At 39.7% G+C, this 19,594-nt stretch carries 20 protein-coding genes and 2 tRNA genes; 12 read left to right on the forward strand and 10 right to left on the reverse strand.

The annotated features are described in order from the left end of the window. Positions 1-75 precede the first annotated feature (75 nt). Positions 76-1,116, forward strand: coding sequence for an FUSC family protein (locus J2S07_RS01700; RefSeq protein WP_307148661.1), 1,041 nt, complete (start codon positions 76-78; stop codon positions 1,114-1,116). Positions 1,117-1,192: 76 nt separating this feature from the next. Here J2S07_RS01700 and hmpA read toward each other — a convergent pair whose 3' ends face one another. Then, positions 1,193-2,407 carry an NO-inducible flavohemoprotein gene (gene hmpA / locus J2S07_RS01705; RefSeq protein WP_307148662.1) on the reverse strand — a complete coding sequence of 405 codons (1,215 nt, stop codon included), beginning with the start codon at positions 2,405-2,407 and terminating at the stop codon, positions 1,193-1,195. 173 nt (positions 2,408-2,580) lie between these two features. On the opposite strand from hmpA, the gene J2S07_RS01710 reads away from it, so the two are divergent. From J2S07_RS01710 to J2S07_RS01725, 4 genes are all read left to right on the forward strand, one after another. After that, positions 2,581-3,027: an Rrf2 family transcriptional regulator gene (locus J2S07_RS01710; RefSeq protein ID WP_307148663.1), complete on the forward strand. Its 447-nt coding sequence runs from the start codon at positions 2,581-2,583 to the stop codon at positions 3,025-3,027. 36 nt (positions 3,028-3,063) lie between these two features. Further along, a complete protein-coding gene (locus J2S07_RS01715) occupies positions 3,064-3,840 on the forward strand; it encodes an enoyl-CoA hydratase-related protein (RefSeq protein ID WP_307148664.1) in 777 nt (258 codons plus the stop codon). Between the two features lie 184 nt (positions 3,841-4,024). Then, positions 4,025-4,100, forward strand: a tRNA-Thr gene (locus J2S07_RS01720). A gap of 11 nt (positions 4,101-4,111) precedes the next feature. Then, positions 4,112-4,201 (forward strand) — tRNA-Ser (locus J2S07_RS01725). A 53-nt stretch (positions 4,202-4,254) separates the two neighbouring features. Here J2S07_RS01725 and J2S07_RS01730 read toward each other — a convergent pair. The 5 genes from J2S07_RS01730 to J2S07_RS01750 all read right to left on the reverse strand — a co-directional run bounded on the left by J2S07_RS01730 (position 4,255) and on the right by J2S07_RS01750 (position 9,355). Next, on the reverse strand, positions 4,255-4,737 hold the full coding sequence (locus J2S07_RS01730; RefSeq protein WP_307148665.1) for a C40 family peptidase: 483 nt from the start codon (positions 4,735-4,737) through the stop codon (positions 4,255-4,257). A 49-nt stretch (positions 4,738-4,786) separates the two neighbouring features. After that, positions 4,787-5,374 (reverse strand): DL-endopeptidase inhibitor IseA family protein, encoded by a 588-nt coding sequence (locus J2S07_RS01735; protein WP_307148666.1) that lies wholly within the window; start codon positions 5,372-5,374, stop codon positions 4,787-4,789. Between the two features lie 135 nt (positions 5,375-5,509). Next, the gene (locus J2S07_RS01740; protein WP_307148667.1) at positions 5,510-7,189 is read right to left on the reverse strand and encodes a DL-endopeptidase inhibitor IseA family protein; all 1,680 of its coding nucleotides are present in this window, start codon (positions 7,187-7,189) and stop codon (positions 5,510-5,512) included. Between the two features lie 97 nt (positions 7,190-7,286). Beyond that, complete coding sequence (locus J2S07_RS01745; protein ID WP_307148668.1) at positions 7,287-8,612, reverse strand: sensor histidine kinase; 1,326 nt, start codon at positions 8,610-8,612, stop codon at positions 7,287-7,289. Positions 8,613-8,653: 41 nt separating this feature from the next. Next, entirely contained in the window at positions 8,654-9,355 is a 702-nt protein-coding gene (locus J2S07_RS01750; RefSeq protein ID WP_307148669.1) for a response regulator transcription factor, read from the reverse strand. Positions 9,356-9,556: 201 nt separating this feature from the next. Between J2S07_RS01750 and J2S07_RS01755 the strand changes: the two genes are divergently transcribed. Then, complete coding sequence (locus J2S07_RS01755; protein ID WP_307148670.1) at positions 9,557-11,257, forward strand: methyl-accepting chemotaxis protein; 1,701 nt, start codon at positions 9,557-9,559, stop codon at positions 11,255-11,257. A gap of 91 nt (positions 11,258-11,348) precedes the next feature. Here J2S07_RS01755 and ilvD read toward each other — a convergent pair whose 3' ends face one another. After that, the gene (ilvD, locus tag J2S07_RS01760; protein WP_307148671.1) at positions 11,349-13,028 is read right to left on the reverse strand and encodes a dihydroxy-acid dehydratase; all 1,680 of its coding nucleotides are present in this window, start codon (positions 13,026-13,028) and stop codon (positions 11,349-11,351) included. A gap of 208 nt (positions 13,029-13,236) precedes the next feature. Here ilvD and J2S07_RS01765 point away from each other — a divergent pair, with 208 nt between their 5' ends. The 3 genes from J2S07_RS01765 to J2S07_RS01775 all read left to right on the forward strand — a co-directional run bounded on the left by J2S07_RS01765 (position 13,237) and on the right by J2S07_RS01775 (position 14,942). Continuing rightward, complete coding sequence (locus J2S07_RS01765; protein WP_307148672.1) at positions 13,237-13,821, forward strand: DUF1836 domain-containing protein; 585 nt, start codon at positions 13,237-13,239, stop codon at positions 13,819-13,821. Continuing rightward, complete coding sequence (trhA, locus tag J2S07_RS01770; RefSeq protein ID WP_307148673.1) at positions 13,818-14,456, forward strand: PAQR family membrane homeostasis protein TrhA; 639 nt, start codon at positions 13,818-13,820, stop codon at positions 14,454-14,456. Before J2S07_RS01765 ends, trhA (J2S07_RS01770) begins: the two co-directional genes overlap by 4 nt. 180 nt (positions 14,457-14,636) lie before the next feature. Next, the gene (locus J2S07_RS01775) at positions 14,637-14,942 is read left to right on the forward strand and encodes an iron-sulfur cluster assembly accessory protein (protein WP_307148674.1); all 306 of its coding nucleotides are present in this window, start codon (positions 14,637-14,639) and stop codon (positions 14,940-14,942) included. Positions 14,943-14,978: 36 nt separating this feature from the next. Here the strand turns inward: J2S07_RS01775 and J2S07_RS01780 are convergent, their stop codons facing one another. Then, complete coding sequence (locus J2S07_RS01780; RefSeq protein WP_307148675.1) at positions 14,979-15,344, reverse strand: group I truncated hemoglobin; 366 nt, start codon at positions 15,342-15,344, stop codon at positions 14,979-14,981. Between the two features lie 376 nt (positions 15,345-15,720). Between J2S07_RS01780 and J2S07_RS01785 the strand changes: the two genes are divergently transcribed. Both J2S07_RS01785 and J2S07_RS01790 read left to right on the forward strand, forming a co-directional pair. Continuing rightward, complete coding sequence (locus J2S07_RS01785; RefSeq protein ID WP_307148676.1) at positions 15,721-16,377, forward strand: 5-bromo-4-chloroindolyl phosphate hydrolysis family protein; 657 nt, start codon at positions 15,721-15,723, stop codon at positions 16,375-16,377. Next, complete coding sequence (locus J2S07_RS01790; protein ID WP_307148677.1) at positions 16,374-17,546, forward strand: toxic anion resistance protein; 1,173 nt, start codon at positions 16,374-16,376, stop codon at positions 17,544-17,546. The genes J2S07_RS01785 and J2S07_RS01790 overlap by 4 nt, the downstream gene beginning before the upstream one ends. A gap of 98 nt (positions 17,547-17,644) precedes the next feature. Here J2S07_RS01790 and trhA (J2S07_RS01795) read toward each other — a convergent pair whose 3' ends face one another. Both trhA (J2S07_RS01795) and J2S07_RS01800 read right to left on the reverse strand, forming a co-directional pair. Then, positions 17,645-18,289, reverse strand: coding sequence for a PAQR family membrane homeostasis protein TrhA (gene trhA, locus J2S07_RS01795; RefSeq protein ID WP_307148678.1), 645 nt, complete (start codon positions 18,287-18,289; stop codon positions 17,645-17,647). Positions 18,290-18,416: 127 nt separating this feature from the next. After that, positions 18,417-18,692: a YqhV family protein gene (locus J2S07_RS01800; RefSeq protein WP_307148679.1), complete on the reverse strand. Its 276-nt coding sequence runs from the start codon at positions 18,690-18,692 to the stop codon at positions 18,417-18,419. A 164-nt stretch (positions 18,693-18,856) separates the two neighbouring features. Here J2S07_RS01800 and tgl point away from each other — a divergent pair, with 164 nt between their 5' ends. Continuing rightward, complete coding sequence (gene tgl / locus J2S07_RS01805) at positions 18,857-19,579, forward strand: spore coat transglutaminase TGL (RefSeq protein ID WP_307148680.1); 723 nt, start codon at positions 18,857-18,859, stop codon at positions 19,577-19,579. Positions 19,580-19,594 lie beyond the last annotated feature (15 nt).

Below are 19,594 nucleotides of genomic sequence, written 5' to 3' on the forward strand. Positions count from 1 at the left end.
GAAATTGCTCTATTTAATTCGTATGTTTGGTCAGCCGATCTCGGATCCTATAGAAATATTAAAGGGTGAATCACATTGACTTTAGGCCCTCGGGTAGTTAAGACAGGTATGGCCGTCACATTAGCTCTTTATATTTGTGCGCTATTTGACTTAGAGCCTGCCATTTTTGCGGGAGTTGCCGCTATTTTTACAGTACAGCCTTCCATTTATCGAACGTGGAAACATGTTTTAGACCAGGTAATTACGAATACTATGGGGGCTGCCATTGCTCTATTTGTCATTTATTTTATTGGGAATGAACCGATTATCATCGGGATTGTGATGATTTTTGTCATCCTCATCAGTCTTAAATTGAAGATGGAAAGTACCATTTCCTTAACATTGGTGACGATATTAGCAGTGATGGGGGCGCCGAGTCATGAAGGCTTGCTATATGCTGCCAATCGTTTTCTCATCATTCTTGTTGGAATTGGGTCAGCTTTTATCGTCAATATTACAATTTACCCTCCAAAGTATAAGAAGAATTTCATCGACAAAAGCGAGACTGTTTTTCAAAATATGTCATTATTGCTGAGGACAGCTATCTCTAATGAATTAACAGAGAAATCTTTTCAGGATGATTACTCAAAGCTTAAAGAGGATTTGAAGCAGCTTGGGGAATTTTTTAAGATTTTAGATGAAGAGCGTGCGAAAATGTCGCGGCTAAACCCGCAGGATGCACGGGAAATTGTGGTCTTCAAGCAAATGTTAAAATGTCTTCAGAAGGGCCAGGAGCTGCTTGAAATCATTGAGGAGCATTATTTTCAAAGTGATACGAATGAGGAGGATGGTAGGCTATTTGATCAGCAAATTGAAGAGCTGATTAAATGTCACGAATACTTCTTGTTAAAGTATGAAGGGAAAATTAGAGAAGAAGGTGACAATGACCATGAAGCACTCATTGAAAGCGGCCTTTTCCTTGGCTTACTGATGGAAAAGTACCGCAATGAGGGTGGGGATAAGCTCCGACTAGTGGTCATTGGCTCGTCAGTATTTGAATATGCTTTCCAGCTGCAGCGACTGAATCAGCTGATAGAGCAATATCGAAAAACACTGAGAAAGTCAGAAGCTGCTTAAATAAGAAAAGCTAACCCAAGAATTGTTGCATGGGTTAGCTTTTTCCATAGAATTAGGGCTATACGCAGCTACTTTTTTATGCAGTAACTGTGGATTCCTTTAATTCACTTGCTGGTCCGAAGAACTCGAAGTGGATGTTTTCTGCAGGTACATTCCATTCTGTTAGGATTTTATACATCATTTTCATAAATGGAACTGGTCCACAGAAATAGAAATCAGCTTGATTGTTAGCAACAGTTGATTTCAACCATTCTGCGTCGATAAAGCCTTCCTTATCAAAGTTCATAGCTTCTCTATCATCTGCAGTAGGTTCGGAATAGACGACAAAGCTATGAATATTTTTATGGCTATCGGCAAGTTGTGCTACTTCTTCTTTTAAAGCATGTACCTTGCTATTTAATGCACCATGTATAAACAGTACTTCACGTTCTGGTTGCTGTTCAGCAATTGTATGAAGCATGCTAAGCATTGGAGTTAATCCAACACCCCCACTGATTAGCACGGCAGGTGCATCCTTTTTCTCAAGGACAAAATCTCCCGCTGGAACACTTACTGGGATGATATCCCCTTCTTGAATATCATTATGCAAATAGTTAGAAACAACTCCATTATCCTCACGTTTGACACTGATACGATAAAAATCCTTCCCTGGTGAAGTAGACAAGCTGTAGTGGCGAATATGGGTGTATTCTTCGCTTTCTGGTTGAACCTTTAGTGTTAAGTATTGTCCAGCCTGATAAGCAGCAATCGCTTTTCCATCTTCAGGCTTTAAGTAGAAGGAGGTGATAACGTCGCTTTCCTTTACTTTTTTGTCAACGACGAAGTTTCTAAAGCCTTCCCAGCCGCCTTCTTGTTCCTTCGCATCTGCGTACATTTCTTTTTCAATGCCGATAAATGCATCAGCAATCACACCGTAGGCTTCCGCCCAAGCTCCAATAACTTCATCTGTTGCAGCATCTCCTAGTACTTCCTTAATGGCTGCAAGTAAATTCTCTCCAACAATTGGGTAGTGTTCAGGAAGTACTCCAAGAGCACGGTGCTTTTGTCCAATTTGTTTCACTACTGGTAGGATCGCTCCAAGATTATCAATATGTGCCGCCGCAGCATAGACCGTGTTTGCTAAAGCCGTTTGCTGACGCCCTTGTCTTTGATTGGCATGGTTAAAAATATTGAGGAGTTCAGGATGATTTGTGAACATACGTTGATAGAAGCAAGTCGTAATATCTTTGCCGTATTTTTCTAGAACAGGTACAGTACTTTTGACAATTTCAATTGTTTTCTGACTTAACATAGAATGTAGCTCCTTTTTAAACATATATTTAATTTACATCTTTAATAATATAATAATAGTGTTTATAAAAGATATATTTTAGATACATGTTTCAAAAAGTTGTCACATTTTAAGAATGCTTTCTGCCTCTCATGTTATAATGGAAGAAACCTGGATTTAAGGGGAAAGAATCAATGAAGCTTACGAATTATACTGATTATTCATTACGTGTTCTCATCTTTTTGGCAGCAAAAAAAGAAGGGGAGCTAAGCACGATTCAAGAAATTGCGGATATTTACCAAATCTCTAAAAACCATTTGATGAAAATTATTCATCATCTCGGACAGCTTGGCTATATCGAGACTATTAGAGGGCGAAACGGTGGAATCCGACTAGGAAAAGCACCAAGAGATATAAATATCGGGGAAGTAGTTTCAAAAACGGAAGAAGATTTTTATATCGTTGAGTGCTTCAAGGATGGGAAAAGTGATTGTATCATCTCTCCAGCCTGTAAATTAAAACATGCTTTATTTGAAGCTCTACAAGCATTTATGAAGGTATTGGATGAATATACATTAGAGGACTTGGTGTACAATCAGGAGGATTTTGAAAAAATTCGCCTTACATTTATGAAAGAGTAGCTCAATGTGAATTAAGAGGGAAATGGAGGGAGAAGTGTGGGGAAAGTTCTACTCGAAAAGAATCGTAGAATTGCTTTTGTGACGATTAATCGACCAGAGCAATTGAACTGTTTTGACTTTGAGACACTTGTAGAATTGGAAAAAATTATTGATGAGATTCGGTTTGATCGTGAAATCAATGTGGTCATCATTGTAGGAGCGGGGGATAAGGCGTTCAGTGTGGGGGCGGATCTGAAAGAGAGACGGACTCTAAATGAACAGGAAGTAAGGAGAAATGTACAAAAGATTCGAGATGTGTTCTCTCAAATAGAGGATTTACCTCAACCAACCATTGCAGCGATGAATGGATATGCATTTGGGGGAGGGTTGGAGCTGGCTCTTGCCTGTGATTTTCGTTATGCGGTGAAAAGTGCAAAAATGGGTTTAACCGAAGTAGGTCTGGCCATTATTCCAGGGGCAGGGGGTACCCAAAGGTTAACTCGTTTAATCGGAGTACCAAAAGCAAAGGAGTTAATCTTAACGGCAAGAAGGATTGATGCAGAAAAGGCTTATGAAATGGGGCTTTTGAATGGAGTAGTTGAAGATGGTCAACTACTGGATAGCGCTATTAGTTTAGCTGAAGAGATTCTTAAGAATGGCCCCCTTGCCGTTACGCAAGCAAAATATGCTATCAATCACGGGAGTCAAGTTGATTTAACAACAGGTCTGGCGATTGAATCGAAGGCCTATGAAGTGTTAATTCCAACAAAGGATCGAGTGGAAGCATTGAATGCTTTTCAGGAAAAGAGAGCACCAAAGTTTCTAGGAGAATGAATGTTTGGTTTGTGTTCCAGATTAAGAGCCTCAATTCTTAAAGTAGAGAATTGGGGTTTTCATCAATAATATGTTGACAACTCGAAAAAAATATTTTAGAATAATTTCGTGTTCCGAAGAGGCTTCCTGAGATCGGGATGACTCTTAACAAATGTAACCCGATAGAGGGTACAATCAATTAAATGCCGGCCTAGCTCAATTGGTAGAGCAACTGAATCGTAATCAGTAGGTTGGGGGTTCGAGTCCTCTGGCCGGCACCATCAAAAGATTTGGAGGAATACCCAAGTCCGGCTGAAGGGATCGGTTTCGAAAGCCGACAGGGGTGTCAAAGCCCGCGGGGGTTCGAATCCCTCTTCCTCCGTCAAAATACAAAGGCTACGGTTCTTTTTTTTGAACAGTAGCCTTTTTTGAGGATTATTTTAAGACCCTTTTTGCCCCTACAAATTTATCCTTCCAATACTTTGTATTCAAGGATTGCTCTGAAACTCCTTTTGAAACAGAAACAGCGATAAATTTATCCTTGCTCAGTGCAATTCCCACAAAGGAAACATCTTTGCCGTTTGTTTTAAAGAATAGGAGATCTCCTTCTTTAATGCCTTTTTTCTGGACAGCTTTTCCTTCTTTATATTGTTCTTTAGAGGTACGTGGCAGCTTTACTTTGACTGATTTTTCAAATACATATTGAGTGAAGCCTGACGCATCGAACCCTTTTGGATCCTTTCCGCTTGCCTTATATTTTACACCCATATGTTTTTTCGCTTCTTGTGTAACTTCTTTAGGTAAATTGCTGCTTGCTTCGACTGAGTTAACTAATGGGCTGAGCAGCATTGCGATAAGAGTCATGATCGTCAACCCGATCATAATTAATTTTGGGAATCTAACAGTTGTTGTTAACATTTATATTTCCACCTTCCAATATTGATTTAGATTAGTTTTCTATTTTTATTTAGGAGTTTGCTTTTTCATAAATTTCAAAGTCGTTAATTTTCCAGCCTTTGTTTGCGAAATGGTGAACACTTACTGAATAGGTTTCGAATTCTTCTGTTTCACCGACGGGTACAGTCACGAGATAAACCCGATCTACCCCTTGCATTTTGCTGTATTTTACTGATGCTTGATCCCATTGAAGAAGGGAACCGCCATCTGCCTCGACTTGGGCAAGTCTCTTTTTATGCTCGATGATTCCAATGTCCTTAAGGTATTTCTCTGCGTAGCTTCTTGTTGTGCTTTCCGTTAAGTAATCCATTATTTCCTTCTTCGTGTCGATGTCCTTCGATAAGTATCGGTAGAAGGTGTCATTCAGCTGAAAAGACTTATATTCACCCTCGCCATATGCTCCACCATTTTGGATGTATGTCCTCTTTTCCACCCATTGTTGAACGAGCTTTAACACCTCCTTATTGGATATTTCTTGTTTGTTCCCTTCATGGGCTACCACTGGTTTTTCTTTTGCTGCTGATATGTTTTCATGGATAAAGGGAACGGCCATCATGGTAATTGCCAGGCCAGCTGCAACGATTATTCTTATCTTCATTACTATCACCTCTGATTTCTTTGTACGGTCTAATTGTAGTTCGAAATTGAGGGTGATAAGTTAAGAAATGGTAAAGAAAGGTTTGAAATGTGGTAACAAATATTCATAAAAAAAATGACGGCAATTTGCCGTCACTTAAAAAGTTATGGGATTGGAGGAGATTCTCCAGCCGTCTTCTGTTTTCATGAAAGAGATTGGAATAATCTCAAAGGCAAACGAATTTCCAATCGGAACCTTAAGATCAAATTGGGTTTCTGTTTCCAAAATCTGATGCTTTGCAATGGAGGCTTTAAGATAGTTTAGTAGGGAGCCTCCATCCGCATTAGGCTGGGCGAGCCTGCCATTATGCTCAATAATTTTCATGCTTTCAATATAGCTTTGAATCGCTTCACGTGTAAAAGAATCTGACAGGTACGCAAAAAGCTTTTCAAAGGAATCTAGGTCGGGGCCGAGATATCGATAATCTAGTTCATTTACCTTAAAGCTTTGAATTGTATCGGATTCTACAGCTCCCCCAGCATTTACATAGGCCTTCTTCATCGTCGCATCATGAACTTTTTTGATAAGAAGCTCTTCCTCTACACTCCTATGCTTTGTAAAGGGAGGACCTATTTTAATACTTGCAATGATCTCATCCAAATAGGAAGCGGCTTGATCGAATAGAATGTTCGAGCCATCCAAGTTTTCCTTTCGCTCGATCGTATAGAAATGCTCATCCGTTTCCGTCAATAATGGAAAAGTTAGATCTTCCTTTAGGGTGAAATCCTTTGAGTATATCTCAACAGTAAATAAAGGGGTTTTTGTTGTTGAATCTGTGAAATTAACATTCAACTTATACTCAAAGTTTTGTCCCTGCTGCCCTTCAATCGTGATATTGTTCGTCAGCTCTTTAGGAATGGATAAAGTCAAATTGCTTGCCGAGTCATAGAGTTCCACGTCATTCTGTTGGGCAACCTGTATTTTCTCTTGCAACTCCACAAATTTATCATAGGAAGGAACGGTAATATTAAGGGACATTCCTTTTCTAATAATATCTGCCGCTAACTGTGGCTGCTTGGCTTTTAACCATGCATCCGCCAAATAATAGTAATAATAGGCTGTGTCCGGCACTTCTTTGATTCTTTCTTGGTAGTAGCTTGCGATGGTAGAGAAATAAGATTCATAGAGCTCTTGATCGGGAACAAATGAGCCGTTATCCCATTTCCATATTTCAATATCGTAAACATCTGCAAAGGAACGTTGCCAGGTTGCGATTCTATACTGATCATTCGCGTAAATGAGATCGAGCTCGTTATAGTTTAATTGAGTCAGCTTTTCAAATTTCTTATCCTGATAGCTATAAATATCAAGTATAGAGCCAAAGGATGCCCCCATCATAAAGCCGATTAACAACTCAGGTTTGCCATCCCCAGTGATATCTGTTGTACTACCCCAACTGATATCATATCCAGGACCTTCGACATGACCGGCTTGTTTCCATGTATTTTCCTCTTTTTGAAGAATAATTGCACCGGTGTTATCTGATTTGATACTAGATTTATAGAAGAAGACAATTTCATTTACCCCATCTTGATCAAAATCCGCTTCTAGAATAGGGCTAACCCCAACAGGTTCATTGGGGGTAAAAAGAGATGTCCCCTGTGGAAGAAATGGAGCGATAACCTGGCTGTAATTATTCCCTATCTGACTGCGTTCTTTAGCTTGAGCGGGCGCTTTTATGAGACTTACTGGTTCTGGGAAGAGATTACAGCCACTTAGCAGTAAAGGGATGAGAAAGATTAGTCCGAGCTTGCCGCATATTTTTGCGATATTCATCTACCTCCATTCAAGTAGTATTTTTGTTTCAATATAATCGGTTCATGTTCGAAAAGATATCTATTCTGGTAAAGAAATGGTTAAGAAAAGGTAACAATTACAAAGGCAGCATGATTTCAACTGTTGTACCCATTCCAACTTTACTTGTTAAGGTGATTTTTCCTTGGTGGACATGAATTATTTCTTGACAGATAGCTAGTCCCAGTCCCGTACCAGACATCGTTGATCTCCCTTTATGAAATTTTTCTTTCACCAATTGTAGCTCTTCCGGTGGAATTCCTTCCCCAGAATCAATAATTGATATGAAAACATTTGGATGTTTGATTTCAACAGAGATCATGATGTTTCCATCCGCAGGAGTAAATTTAAGTGAGTTATCCAATAGGTTAATGAACACCTGTTTTAATCGGTTAAAATCTCCTTTTATCGTTACATCAGCGTCACCAACTTTTTCAAGATGAATTCCCTGTCTTTCGGCTCTTGGAAGCAGCTGTGTAACAACCTGGTCAAGAAGCATATCAATGGAAACCTCTTTGAATTGATACTCTACCTTTCCGGAAGAAAGGCTTGATAAATCAAGTAAATCTCCAAGCATTAGTGACAGACGCTCGCTCTCGTTGGAAATAATCTCTAAGCCTTCTTTAATAAACACATCCTCTGACATAGAGTGGAGGGTAATCGCCCAGCCTTTCACCGATGTTAAAGGGGTACGTAGCTCGTGCGATACAGAGGCGATAAATTCATTTTTTAAACGCTCATGCTTTTCCACTTGTTCCGCCATATAATTTAGCGTATTTGCTAGTTTTCCTATTTCATCGGTATTTTTATTGGAGATTCTTGTGGAAAAATCCCCAACCGCCATCTGTTCAGCTGCTGTCGTAATAACTTTAAGGGGCTTTGTAATCGAATTAGCGATAAAGTAACTAATGGTAACCGCGATGGCAATAACCAGTAAGCCAATGCTCACAAGTCTCCATGCGTTTTGCTGAAAAACTTGCTCAATTGGCTCCATAGACGTCGTCAGTCGAATGGCACCATACTTATTTTGTTTCATGGAAAGGGGGTATGAAACGGACAATATTTTTTCATTATCTAATAAGCCTTTATAATAACCGGTCTTTCCACTTAATGCGGTGGATACATCTTCAAAAGCTGTCAGGTTATTGGCAGAGGAGCGATAATTCTCCGCAATGATCTCACCGTTTGGATCCACGACTTGAATATGGGCATCGATCAAAAAATTGAAGCTTTGGAGAAGAAGTGATGCCCGCTCTCCAAATGATTCATTCTGGAGGTCCCTTTCATAAAAGGATGTAAAAACAGCCCCTTGATCTCTTAAAGTTTGTTTGACTCCTTCCACATAGTAGTACCTAAGAGCAAACAGAATGAAGGCTTCAAAAATAACCACGGTGATGATAATCAATAACAAGTAGCTCCAGACTAATCGTGTTTTGATCCCTGTTTTCATACGCTTTCAAGATCTTGGAAGCAATATCCAAATCCCCATATGGTTTTGAGGTAGTCTGGGGTTGAAGGTGTTTCTTCAAGCTTTTCTCGTAATCTACGAATATGAACATCTACGGTCTTTGGATCGCCATAATAGTTTTCTCCCCATATTTCATCTAATAGTTCATTTCTTGTGATCGGCTGGTTAACCCTTTGGAAAAACAGCTTCATGAGCTGAAATTCTCTGGCAGTTAACTTTAGTGGAATCCCAGACTTATAGACCTTCTGAGTTTTTAGATCTAGAACAAACGGGCCAACCGCATCCTTTTTTTCAAGAGTGCTATCATTTCTTGTAGTACGTCTTAGCACGGTGCGAACTCGAGCAACCAGCTCCAATGGATTAAAGGGCTTGACAATATAATCGTCTGCTCCAAGCTCTAATCCTGTTATTTTATCCATATCCTGACCTCTTGCTGAGAGAATAATAATGGGGAGATAAGGAAAGTGCTCCCTTAATTTTGAGCAGATTTCAAATCCATCCATATCGGGAAGCATTAAATCTAGGATCACGAGATTCGGATTTTTCTCTTTAACCGTTTGCAAGACATGCTCTCCTGCTCCTAGTTCAATTACGTTAAAATTTGACCTGCTAAGGTTAAAGCTAATGAGCTTTCGAATCGGCAATTCATCCTCAACAATTAAAATGGTTTCTTGATTCATTGTTATACCTCACATTTTTAATTAATACCTTTATTTCCCTATTTTACCATGATGAGAAAAATAATAAATCTATCAATGGATAAAATCTGTATTTAGAGGGGTCCCAGTTTTGACATTTTTGTGATCGTTTTCACGGAAAGGCTAGTACAAATTATATAAACTGATACAATACAGAATGAGTAAAGAATAAGGAGATATTTTATGAGAAAGAAACGCTTTAGGTTGAAACTTGGCCAAAAAATTAATCTCATTGTGCTAGGAATCATCTTGTCTTTAGCCGTCGTCATCGGAATCGTTGTCGTGCAACAGGTTACGAGTGGTATTAAGGAGATTGCGACTGAAAAAGCGAGAGGGGATTTAAACTTAGGTAAAAGCTATTTGGATGCGAAGTTTCCTGGGGACTGGGTGATTAAAGATGGAAGCCTTTTCAAGGGTTCTGTCAAAATCAATGATAATTTTGACATCGTTGATGAGTTGGGAGAGAAAACAGGAGATACAGTTACCATTTTCCAGGGGGATACCCGTGTTGCAACGAATGTGATGATGGAAGGGAAGCGAGCTGTTGGTACGCAGGTCTCACAGGAGGTTGCAAATAAAGTCTTAAAGGAGAAAAAGGATTTTTTCGGTGAAGCCAATGTGGTTGGGCACAAGTATGTGTCAGCCTATACGCCGATAATGGATAAAAGTGGAGAGGTTATCGGAATCTTTTATGTAGGTGCCCCGCAGAACATTATTGATGAAACGATCGCATCATTTATGAAAGTATTCATTATTGTGTTGCTGGTTGTGATCGTTTTCTCTTCCGTGATTGTCTATTTGTTTACCAGAGGTCTTACGAAACGATTATCCACTGTTTCTGCAGCCATGGATCAAGCAAAAGAGGGAGATTTTACTAAGGAAATTTTGGATGAAACCGGTGATGAGCTAAGTCATCTGGGGGAAAGCTATAATGCTATGAAAGAGAATTTGGGTTCGATGTTTCATAGAGTTATAGAGATCTCGGAGAAATTAACCGCTTCTTCACAGGAATTAACGGCTGGTGCGGAACAGACAACAAGAGCTACCGAGCAAATTACAAGCTCGATTCAAGAGGTTGTTGATGGGATAGAATCCCAGGCAGCAAGTGTGGATGAAAGTGCAAAGGCGGTAGAAGAAGTAACATGCGGAATCAATAATTTAGTAGTAAATTCAACGACGATTTCACAATCAGCACAGGATACTCAAGGGTATGGAAGAGAGGGTGGAGAGCTAATTGAAGAAACAGTAGAGCAAATGAAGAAAATTCACCGTTCTGTTCATTCGAGCAGTGAAAAAATCCAACTCCTCGATGAACGCTCGAAACAAATTGGAGACATTACAAGTACTATTTCCGAAATTGCGAACCAAACCAACCTGTTGGCATTAAATGCTGCGATTGAGGCGGCTAGAGCAGGTGAGCATGGGAGAGGTTTTGCAGTGGTAGCTGAAGAGGTTCAAAAGCTTGCTGTTCAGTCACAGCAATCCTCGATACAAATTTCAGAGCTCATCCGTGCGATAATAAATGATATGAGAGATACATATGAATCGATGGAGCAGGTAAAAGCAGATGTGACTGAAGGAATTGGAATTGTAGGAAAAACGGAGGAAAGTTTTGTGAAAATCCAGCATGCGGTCGAGGAAATGGAACTGCAAATTTCTGCGGCAGCTGAGAATGCGGAGCAAATATTAGCTGGCGCGAAGGTCGTTTCTGCTTCGGTTCATGGGATATCCGACGTCACGAAGAAATCTGCAACCCATACACAGACAGTTTCTGCTGCTACCGAAGAGCAATTAGCTTCGATGGAGGAGGTTCTCGCATCTGCTAATTCACTCTTGCAAATGGCAGAGGACCTACAGGAAAATACGAGTAAATTCAAAGTATAGGAAGGCTCTTCAGCCATTACAACTTCAACATAAGAAACGAAACAGCCATTAGAAAACATCCCAAGAGCAAGCTTCTTGGGATGTTTGACTTTTATATTTTCATAACTCCGCCGGTGCTAGCGTTGGTGACAAGCTTAGAATAACGTGCCAAGTAGCCTTTTTTGACTTTTGGCTCAAAGCCTTTCCAATTTGCTTTGCGAGTCTCAAATTCTTCATCTGAAATCTCTAGGTTGATCGTACGATTGTTTAGATCCAGTTCAATGATATCCCCATCTTCAACGAATGCGATGGGGCCACCCTCAGCTGCCTCTGGGGAAATATGCCCGATTGAAATTCCTCTTGATGCCCCAGAGAAGCGACCGTCGGTGATGAGACCTACCTTTGCGCCAAGACCGCGACCGACAATTTGTGAGGTAGGGGCAAGCATTTCAGGCATTCCAGGTCCACCCTTAGGACCTTCATAGCGGATGACGACAACATGCCCCTCCTGAACCTTGCCAGTGATAATACCTGATAATGCCTCCTCTTGGGAATCAAAACAAATCGCAGGTCCTCTATGGTAACCGCCAACGGATTCATCGACAGCTCCAACCTTAATAATGGAACCTTCTGGAGCAAGATTTCCAAATAGTACTGCAAGTCCGCCCGTTTCAGAGTGGGGGTTATCTATAGGTCGAATGACATTCTTATCAAGAATATCACAGCCAGCTACATTCTCCGCTAATGTTTTTCCCGTTACGGTTAAGCAATTTCCGTTCATGGCGCCAGGCTTCTTTAACACTTCATTAATAATTGCGCTGACCCCACCGGCATTGTGGACATCCTCAATATGATAGTCAGAGGCTGGTGCAATCTTAGCAAGATGTGGTACACGAGCGGCAATTTCATTAATGCGCTCTAGGGAATAATCAATCTCCGCTTCGTGGGCCAAAGCAAGTGTGTGGAGAACAGTATTGGTTGATCCACCCATTGCCATGTCCAAAGCGAAAGCATTATCGATCGCATCAATCGTGACAATATCACGTGGTTTGATGTCTTCTTTGATAAGATACATCAATTGCTTGGCTGATTTCTTAACAAATTCCTTTCGCTCCTCGGAAATGGCTAGAATCGTGCCGTTTCCTGGAAGAGCAAGTCCTAGACCTTCCGCTAAGCAGTTCATGGAGTTCGCCGTGAACATCCCTGAGCACGAGCCACAGGATGGACAGGCAACCTGCTCTAATTCTTGCAATCTAGCTTCGTCAATTTTTCCAGATTGGAAGGCACCGACTCCTTCAAATACGGAAGTAAGGGATAGTGCATTCCCTTGGCTATCTCGACCAGCCTTCATCGGTCCACCACTTACGACAATGGTTGGAATATTGACACGAAGGGCCGCCATTAGCATCCCCGGTGTGATTTTATCGCAGTTCGGAATGCAGACCATTCCATCGAACCAGTGGGCAGAAACGACGGTTTCCACTGAGTCAGCAATGATCTCACGGCTTGGCAAAGAATAGCGCATCCCGATATGTCCCATTGCAATTCCGTCATCCACGCCGATCGTATTCATTTCAAAGGGAACGCCGCCCGCCTCACGAATCGCATTCTTCACGATTTTTCCAAATTCCTGCAGGTGAACATGTCCAGGTACAATATCAATATATGAATTGACGACCGCAATGAACGGTTTGTCAAAATCCTCATCTTTTACACCAGCTGCTCGGAGCAAGCTTCGATGTGGTGCACGGTCAAATCCATTTTTAATCATATTACTTCTTAACTCTGCCAACTTAACTCCCCCACTTTCTAGTATCCAACCTTTAAATTATTTAACTTTTTCATATTTTATCACTATTCTTGGAATTAGGATAGGATTTTTGCTTTAATCATTTGCATTGTTGAAGCGGATATTTCTATGTAGTTATTAATACTACTTGTGGAATGGTGGATATTAAGTTACAATAATAAAGTGAAATAATTCGAAAAGAGGTCTCTTAATGGGGAAGTTAGATGAGTTTATCAAAGGTCTTGATAATCCAAACCAAATATCTTTGATGGATATTCCGGAAATTGATTTATATATGGATCAGGTCATTCAATTATTTGAAAATAAGTTCAAGGACTCGAAAAGAAACGATGAGGAAAAAATTCTCACGAAAACGATGATTAACAATTACGCAAAAGCGAAATTATTTTTCCCAATCAAGAATAAGAAGTATTCTAAGGAGCATTTGCTGCTGATTAGCTTAATTTATCAATTAAAAGGCGCTTTATCGATTAATGATATTAAGGAAACCTTGAACGGGATTAATAAAATGATAACTAATGACAGTTCGTTCCAGCTAGAGGAGCTATATAGCAGCTATTTAAGCCTAAATACTACCAACATTGCTAGCTTCCAGGAGCAAATGAGCGAACACATGGATGAGGTCAATAAGGAAGTTGAAAAATTCGAAGAGGATGCACAAGGATATCTACAAAAAGTACTGCTCATTGCAACGCTTGCTAACATTAGTAACCTGTATCGCAGGGCTGCTGAAAAAATAGTGGATGAGATTATAGAAGAGAGGGAATCACAGTGAGTGAGACGCATATTTTTACGAAGGGTGAAGAAATTGCCAATGCCATCAGTCACGGAATAGGAGCATTGTTAAGCGTTGCCGCCCTAGTTTTATTAATTGTGGATGCTGCCGTTCATGGAAATGCATGGCATGTGGTTAGCTTTACGTTGTTTGGTAGCACGATGCTTCTGATGTATATTTTTTCAACGATGCTTCACAGCCTTCCAAGCGGAAAAGCAAAGGATGTTTTTGAAATACTGGACCATTCCTCGATTTATTTTTTTATCGCTGGTACGTATACACCATTTCTCTTTCTTGTAGTAAAAGGCTGGGAAGGGTGGACGATCTTTGGGATTGTCTGGGGGCTTGCGATTGGCGGTACCGTATTTAAATCATTTTTTGTTAAAAAATTTGTATTTTATTCCACGTTGTTGTATGTGATCATGGGCTGGCTCATTGTTTTTGCTTGGAAGCCGTTAGTGGAGAATCTCCATCCAAATGGAATTCTGCTTCTAGTCATCGGTGGTATTTTGTATACGCTTGGCTCTATTTTTTATGTGTGGCGTGGGTTTAAGTATCATCATACCCTTTGGCATTTATTTGTTATTGGAGGAAGTGCGGCCCATTTCTTCTGTGTGTTTTTATATCTGGTTTAGTTTTCTAAATAAAAATATGAAATAATATGAATCCAAAGAAAATGAAAGCCATTGTGTAATGAAATCTTCTTCTTTTTCCGGTGGCTTTTTTTCTTCTTAGCCAATCTTAAGTGTATAATGTAGATCATCGATTATTCTCATGGACAACCTCGTTCATGGACTTTTTTGGAGGTAATCAAAATGAAATGCAAAATTAACAAAAATGCTGCAAAGGTACTAAAGGAAATGCTTGAAACGGAAGAGGCCCAAGGAAAGATGATCCGTGTCTATGTTACATATATGCATGGTGACCATGCTCACTATGATCTTAAGCTAGATACCCCAACCGAGCATGACGAAATTGTGGAAACCGACAAGGGGATTCAGATTCTTCTTGATAAAAGAGAGGAATTTCTTGATGGAGTTTGGATTAAGTATTTTTATGTTCCCCAGGAGCAATTTGAAATTACCAACCCATCAAAGGAAGGTCATGGACACCATCATTAATAATGAAGAAATTGAAGCTCTTGCGTCTTGCAAGAGCTATTTAAATAGAATATCATCTCTTAATGTGCCAATTTTTGCTAATGCTTCATTAATATCCGCCTCATCTACATTGAAATGGGCCAGTGCATCATGAAGATGCCGTACGATGGCATCATAGTGCTCAGGTTGAAGATTCATTCCTTTATGTGCTTTCGCCATCGATGTACCAGTGTACTGATTAGGCCCACCTAAAGCAAAGCTAATAAATTTCGTTTGATGTTTCCTTTGTTTCTCCATATCAGTATTTTCGAAGAACTTATTTACTGTTGGATCCTTGAGAACCAATTCCTCATAAAAGTAATCTACAACCTTTTCAATTGCTTCCGATCCGCCAACTTTGCCATAAAGGGTTTGTTCAGCCATGTTATCTTCTCCTTTTGTTTGTCCTTATGCTTCTTCAAACTTCAAACACAAACTATGTTGTTGCAATCCTGCTGTTTTCCTATGCAAACAATAATTGTGACTTTATGGAAGAAATAATCGGAGGGGAGTGATTAAATAAATGAGCAACTGTGAAACCAATCATGTCTCTTCGGTTGGTTTTTTGTTTGGAAGAACAAAAAATTCTTAAACACTTCTGAAAATACGTCTTAAGTCTTAGATTCAATTACATTCACGGTCTATATAAAACCCTACAAATTTTGGTATGATTACAGTATAGAAATCTGAGTGATGTTTGAAACATTTATGAACGGAAATCCGTATGACATATGAGGATTAATGTTAGGAGTCGATAAGAATGAATCCATTTATCTCTTTTGTTTTGCGAACGTTATTGGCGATTCCAACGGCTGGTTTTGTCTGGTTAATTAGCTTTTTTGCTTTTGACCAAACCCTTTTGTTATCCACTGTTTTTTCAATTTTTAGTGGTGGGCTGATGTATTATTCTGCAAAGGCCGTGATGAAGCATCGCTTTATTAAGAGTCAAGGGCTTTCCAGAAAAGAATATAAATATATTGAGACAAATTTGGATGAGGCCAAGCAAAAAATTGAACGGCTGAACAAAGCGTTATTTTCCATCAAGCAACTGACTGCACTGAAACAAAACATGGAGATTCTTCGTATTTCCCGAAAAATATACCGGATTACGAAAAAAGAACCGAAACGATTTTATCTGGCTGAGAAGTTTTATTTTTATCATCTGGATTCTTATGTAGAACTAGCAGAAAAATATTCCTTTTTGGCAGCTCAGCCGACAAGAAATCGTGAGCTGAACCAATCGTTAAAGGATACGAGGAGAACCTTAGATGAAATGAGATATGCTTTGGAGAAGGATTTGGATATGGTTCTCTCCAATGATCTCGATGAGCTACAGTTCGAACTAGATGTGGCAAGGAAAAATATCGATACCTTTCGACATTCTGAATTTCTTGATGAAAGTAGGAGACTTAAATGAGTGATAAAAACGAATCCCTTTATGGAAATACAACCGGTGTCTTTGATGATTTGCTTGCCAATCCATTTGGTGAAGAAAAGCCAAAGACCGAAGTTTTTCAAGCAACCGAGCAGAAACCAGTAAAGCTCATAGATGTCATCCCGGAAGAAAATCGGGCAAAGGCCTACCAGCTGGCAGAACAAATTGATCCGAAAAATCATGAAGCAATGATTTCTTATGGATCTCAGGCTCAAGGGAAGCTATTGTCGTTTTCTCATACGATGCTTGAGCATGTTCAAAAGCAGGATGTCGGGGAAGTTGGGGAGATTATTAGCAATCTCATGAAAAAGCTGAACAGCGTTAACCCTGATGATCTAAAGCCTGAGAAGCCATCTTTTTTATCAAAGATGTTTGGCAAAATCTCTTCAACTGTTCAAGAGGTGTTATCCCGCTATCAGAAGACGGGTGCGCAAATTGACCGTATCAGTGTGCAGCTTGAACGAAGCAAGAACACGCTTCTGAGTGATATTCATTATTTAGAGAAGCTATATGATAACAATAAGGATTATTTCAATGCGTTAAATGTCTACATCGCTGCTGGTGAAATAAAGCTTGAGGAATTGTATGAGAAGACGATCCCTGAGCTAAAAAAGGCTGCAGAAGCCACGGGCGATCAAATGAAAGTCCAAGAAGTGAACGATATGATTCAGTTTGCTGACCGTTTGGACAAACGTCTGTACGACCTGAAATTAAGCCGGGAAATTACTATTCAAAGTGCACCACAAATCCGTCTGATTCAAAATACAAACCAGGCATTGGTCGAAAAGATCCAATCTTCTATTCTAACGGCAATTCCTTTGTGGAAAAATCAGGTGGCGATTGCTTTAACCTTAATCAGACAGCGTCATGCGGTCGAAGCGCAAAAACAGGTGTCTAAGACGACGAATGAACTATTGCTTCGAAATGCAGAAATGCTCAAGGCTAATACGATCGAAACAGCGCGGGAAAATGAGAGAGGACTAGTTGACATCGAAACCCTGAAAAAGACACAGGAAAATCTGATTTCGACACTTGAAGAGACGATGCGTATTCAAGAGGAAGGACGTCACAAACGTCGCCAGGCAGAATACGAGCTTGCTGCGATGGAAAATAATTTAAAGCAAAAGCTCCTCATGATTAAAGGGGAGTAGAAATATAAACAGGTGTTGATTCTCATAGGAGAGTCAGCACCTGTTTTCGTTTATTATAGGTAATTTTGTTAGTACCTGCTTTTTCAACGGTTTTCAATTTAAAGGACATACATATACACACAAAGAAAGTGAGCGGTTGTACCAAGCATGATGAAAATATGGAAAATTTCATGAAACCCCATATGTTTGGATTTTAGAAAATTGGGTTTTGCTGCGTAAATGATTCCCCCCACGGTATAAAGTATCCCTCCCAGTACGAGTAGGAATAATCCAGTTGAGCTTAATACCTTGGACAACGGGGAGGCGACAAAAATAACCATCCAACCCATCAATATATAAATGGAAGTTGAAAGCCATCTAGGGCAGTGAAACCAAACCATTTTAAAAAGCACGCCAGTTAAAGCTACAAAAACGATGATTGAAAATAACAACCAGCCAGTCATGCCATTCAAGCTAATCAGGCAAAATGGGGTATAGGTTCCAGCAATTAGGATAAAAATCATGGAATGGTCCAACTTTCGCAAGAAGGCAATCACCTTGTCCCTCGCGATGACCATATGATATGTCGCTGATGCTGAGTAGAGAAGGATCATGCTTACCCCAAACACAATCACAGCGGTGATGGAAAGAGCTGATTCTGTAGTGATTGCTGCCTTAATGACCATAGCTAAAAGTGCCACAAAGGATAAGATTGCTCCACTTAAATGTGTCAAACCATTAATGGGTTCACGGATGTACTTCATTTTCATACCTCCATACTTTAATATGTAGTTTTGATAACTATTTATAATAATACGGTAACGATTAATAGTAGTCAATAAAAAAAGACCGAGTTGGTCTTTTAATGTGGAAAGATGTGTATGAGAACACCTATGAGCTTTTCACCCCATAAAGAATCAGGCCGACTCCACAAATGATCCAAAGCATTTTTGTCAGAGATACCTTTTCAGCTACCCCGAAGAGTCCAATTGTCGTTGTAAGTATAAGAATGATCGGACCAATTAATGCCAAGGAGCTATTGATGATTAAGGCTTTCTCCACTTCATTTACCTTCAAAAATAAAAAGGCAGCAAAAATTTCAATACTACCAGATAACATTCTTAACAAGGCCATCCCGATAATTGCTTTTTCAAGGAATTGAAACATAGTGACCTCCCCCTTATTTTTCACCATTCTATTCTATGCTTGTACCCCACGGAGAAGGACAAGTTTTTTTGGAAAGGTCTCAAACGGACTACCTAATAAGCCCATCCACCTTGACGATAGGTCGCATAGGATGAAAGAAAAAGAGTATTGGAGTGCTGCCCAAAATGATTATTATGATGGGTACTTTATTAGAGAAAAAAGCGCCGGCGAATCTTCCTGAAACGGAAGCCAATATATACGAGGAACTGCAAAAAAGTGACCTCCCCCATTATTATCGATCTTGGCAAAGCTTAAACTTTGAACTGCTATTAAGAAGGAATATTATCGAATCGGCGAAAGAGCTGGCTAAGAGTGGGGCAGAATTCACTGTTTTTTATAATTCGAAGTTTAACGAACAATTTTGGACAAAGACGTATAGAGGCTACCGATTGAAGCCATTTGCCAAACCGTCTGAAGCCATCGAGGATATTTTCAAAAATGGAAAAAAATATGGGTTTGAATGCTCCACTGCCATTGTCATTATCTATTATTATGCTGTTCTAAAATCTATCAACCCGTCGGCATTTAATCAACTATTTCAAAATTTGTTGGTTTGGGATTGGAGCTATGATGAGGATTTAAGAATAATTACCAAAGTAGGGACTGAATTTATTCCTGGAGATGTTTTGTACTTTCATAATCCCGATTTTCTCCACCCTGTTTGGATAGGTGAAAATGCAGTGTACTTGGGAAGGAATCAGTATTTTGGACATGGAATAGGGATAAGAACGAAGGAAGAGATGATTAAAGCGCTGAACACATTGAGAAAACCAAATGCCAAGAAATCCGCCTATTTATTATCCCAGTACAGTAGGTTGGATTTTGATTATTTGTCTCGATTTGCATAGTTGATCGTCCTGAAA

This window comes from Anoxybacillus andreesenii (assembly GCF_030813005.1).
Classification (GTDB): domain Bacteria; phylum Bacillota; class Bacilli; order Bacillales; family Cytobacillaceae; genus Robertmurraya; species Robertmurraya andreesenii.

Coding starts and splice junctions, on each gene's coding strand:
- hmpA (WP_307148662.1), bottom strand. CDS start 2,407: ATGTTAAGTCAGAAAACAATTGAAATTGTCAAAAGTACTGTACCTGTT.
- J2S07_RS01710 (WP_307148663.1), top strand. CDS start 2,581: ATGAAGCTTACGAATTATACTGATTATTCATTACGTGTTCTCATCTTT.
- J2S07_RS01730 (WP_307148665.1), bottom strand. CDS start 4,737: ATGTTAACAACAACTGTTAGATTCCCAAAATTAATTATGATCGGGTTG.
- J2S07_RS01735 (WP_307148666.1), bottom strand. CDS start 5,374: ATGAAGATAAGAATAATCGTTGCAGCTGGCCTGGCAATTACCATGATG.
- J2S07_RS01740 (WP_307148667.1), bottom strand. CDS start 7,189: ATGAATATCGCAAAAATATGCGGCAAGCTCGGACTAATCTTTCTCATC.
- J2S07_RS01750 (WP_307148669.1), bottom strand. CDS start 9,355: ATGAATCAAGAAACCATTTTAATTGTTGAGGATGAATTGCCGATTCGA.
- J2S07_RS01755 (WP_307148670.1), top strand. CDS start 9,557: ATGAGAAAGAAACGCTTTAGGTTGAAACTTGGCCAAAAAATTAATCTC.
- J2S07_RS01765 (WP_307148672.1), top strand. CDS start 13,237: ATGGGGAAGTTAGATGAGTTTATCAAAGGTCTTGATAATCCAAACCAA.
- J2S07_RS01775 (WP_307148674.1), top strand. CDS start 14,637: ATGAAATGCAAAATTAACAAAAATGCTGCAAAGGTACTAAAGGAAATG.
- J2S07_RS01780 (WP_307148675.1), bottom strand. CDS start 15,344: ATGGCTGAACAAACCCTTTATGGCAAAGTTGGCGGATCGGAAGCAATT.
- J2S07_RS01785 (WP_307148676.1), top strand. CDS start 15,721: ATGAATCCATTTATCTCTTTTGTTTTGCGAACGTTATTGGCGATTCCA.
- J2S07_RS01790 (WP_307148677.1), top strand. CDS start 16,374: ATGAGTGATAAAAACGAATCCCTTTATGGAAATACAACCGGTGTCTTT.
- trhA (WP_307148678.1), bottom strand. CDS start 18,289: ATGAAGTACATCCGTGAACCCATTAATGGTTTGACACATTTAAGTGGA.
- J2S07_RS01800 (WP_307148679.1), bottom strand. CDS start 18,692: ATGTTTCAATTCCTTGAAAAAGCAATTATCGGGATGGCCTTGTTAAGA.
- tgl (WP_307148680.1), top strand. CDS start 18,857: ATGATTATTATGATGGGTACTTTATTAGAGAAAAAAGCGCCGGCGAAT.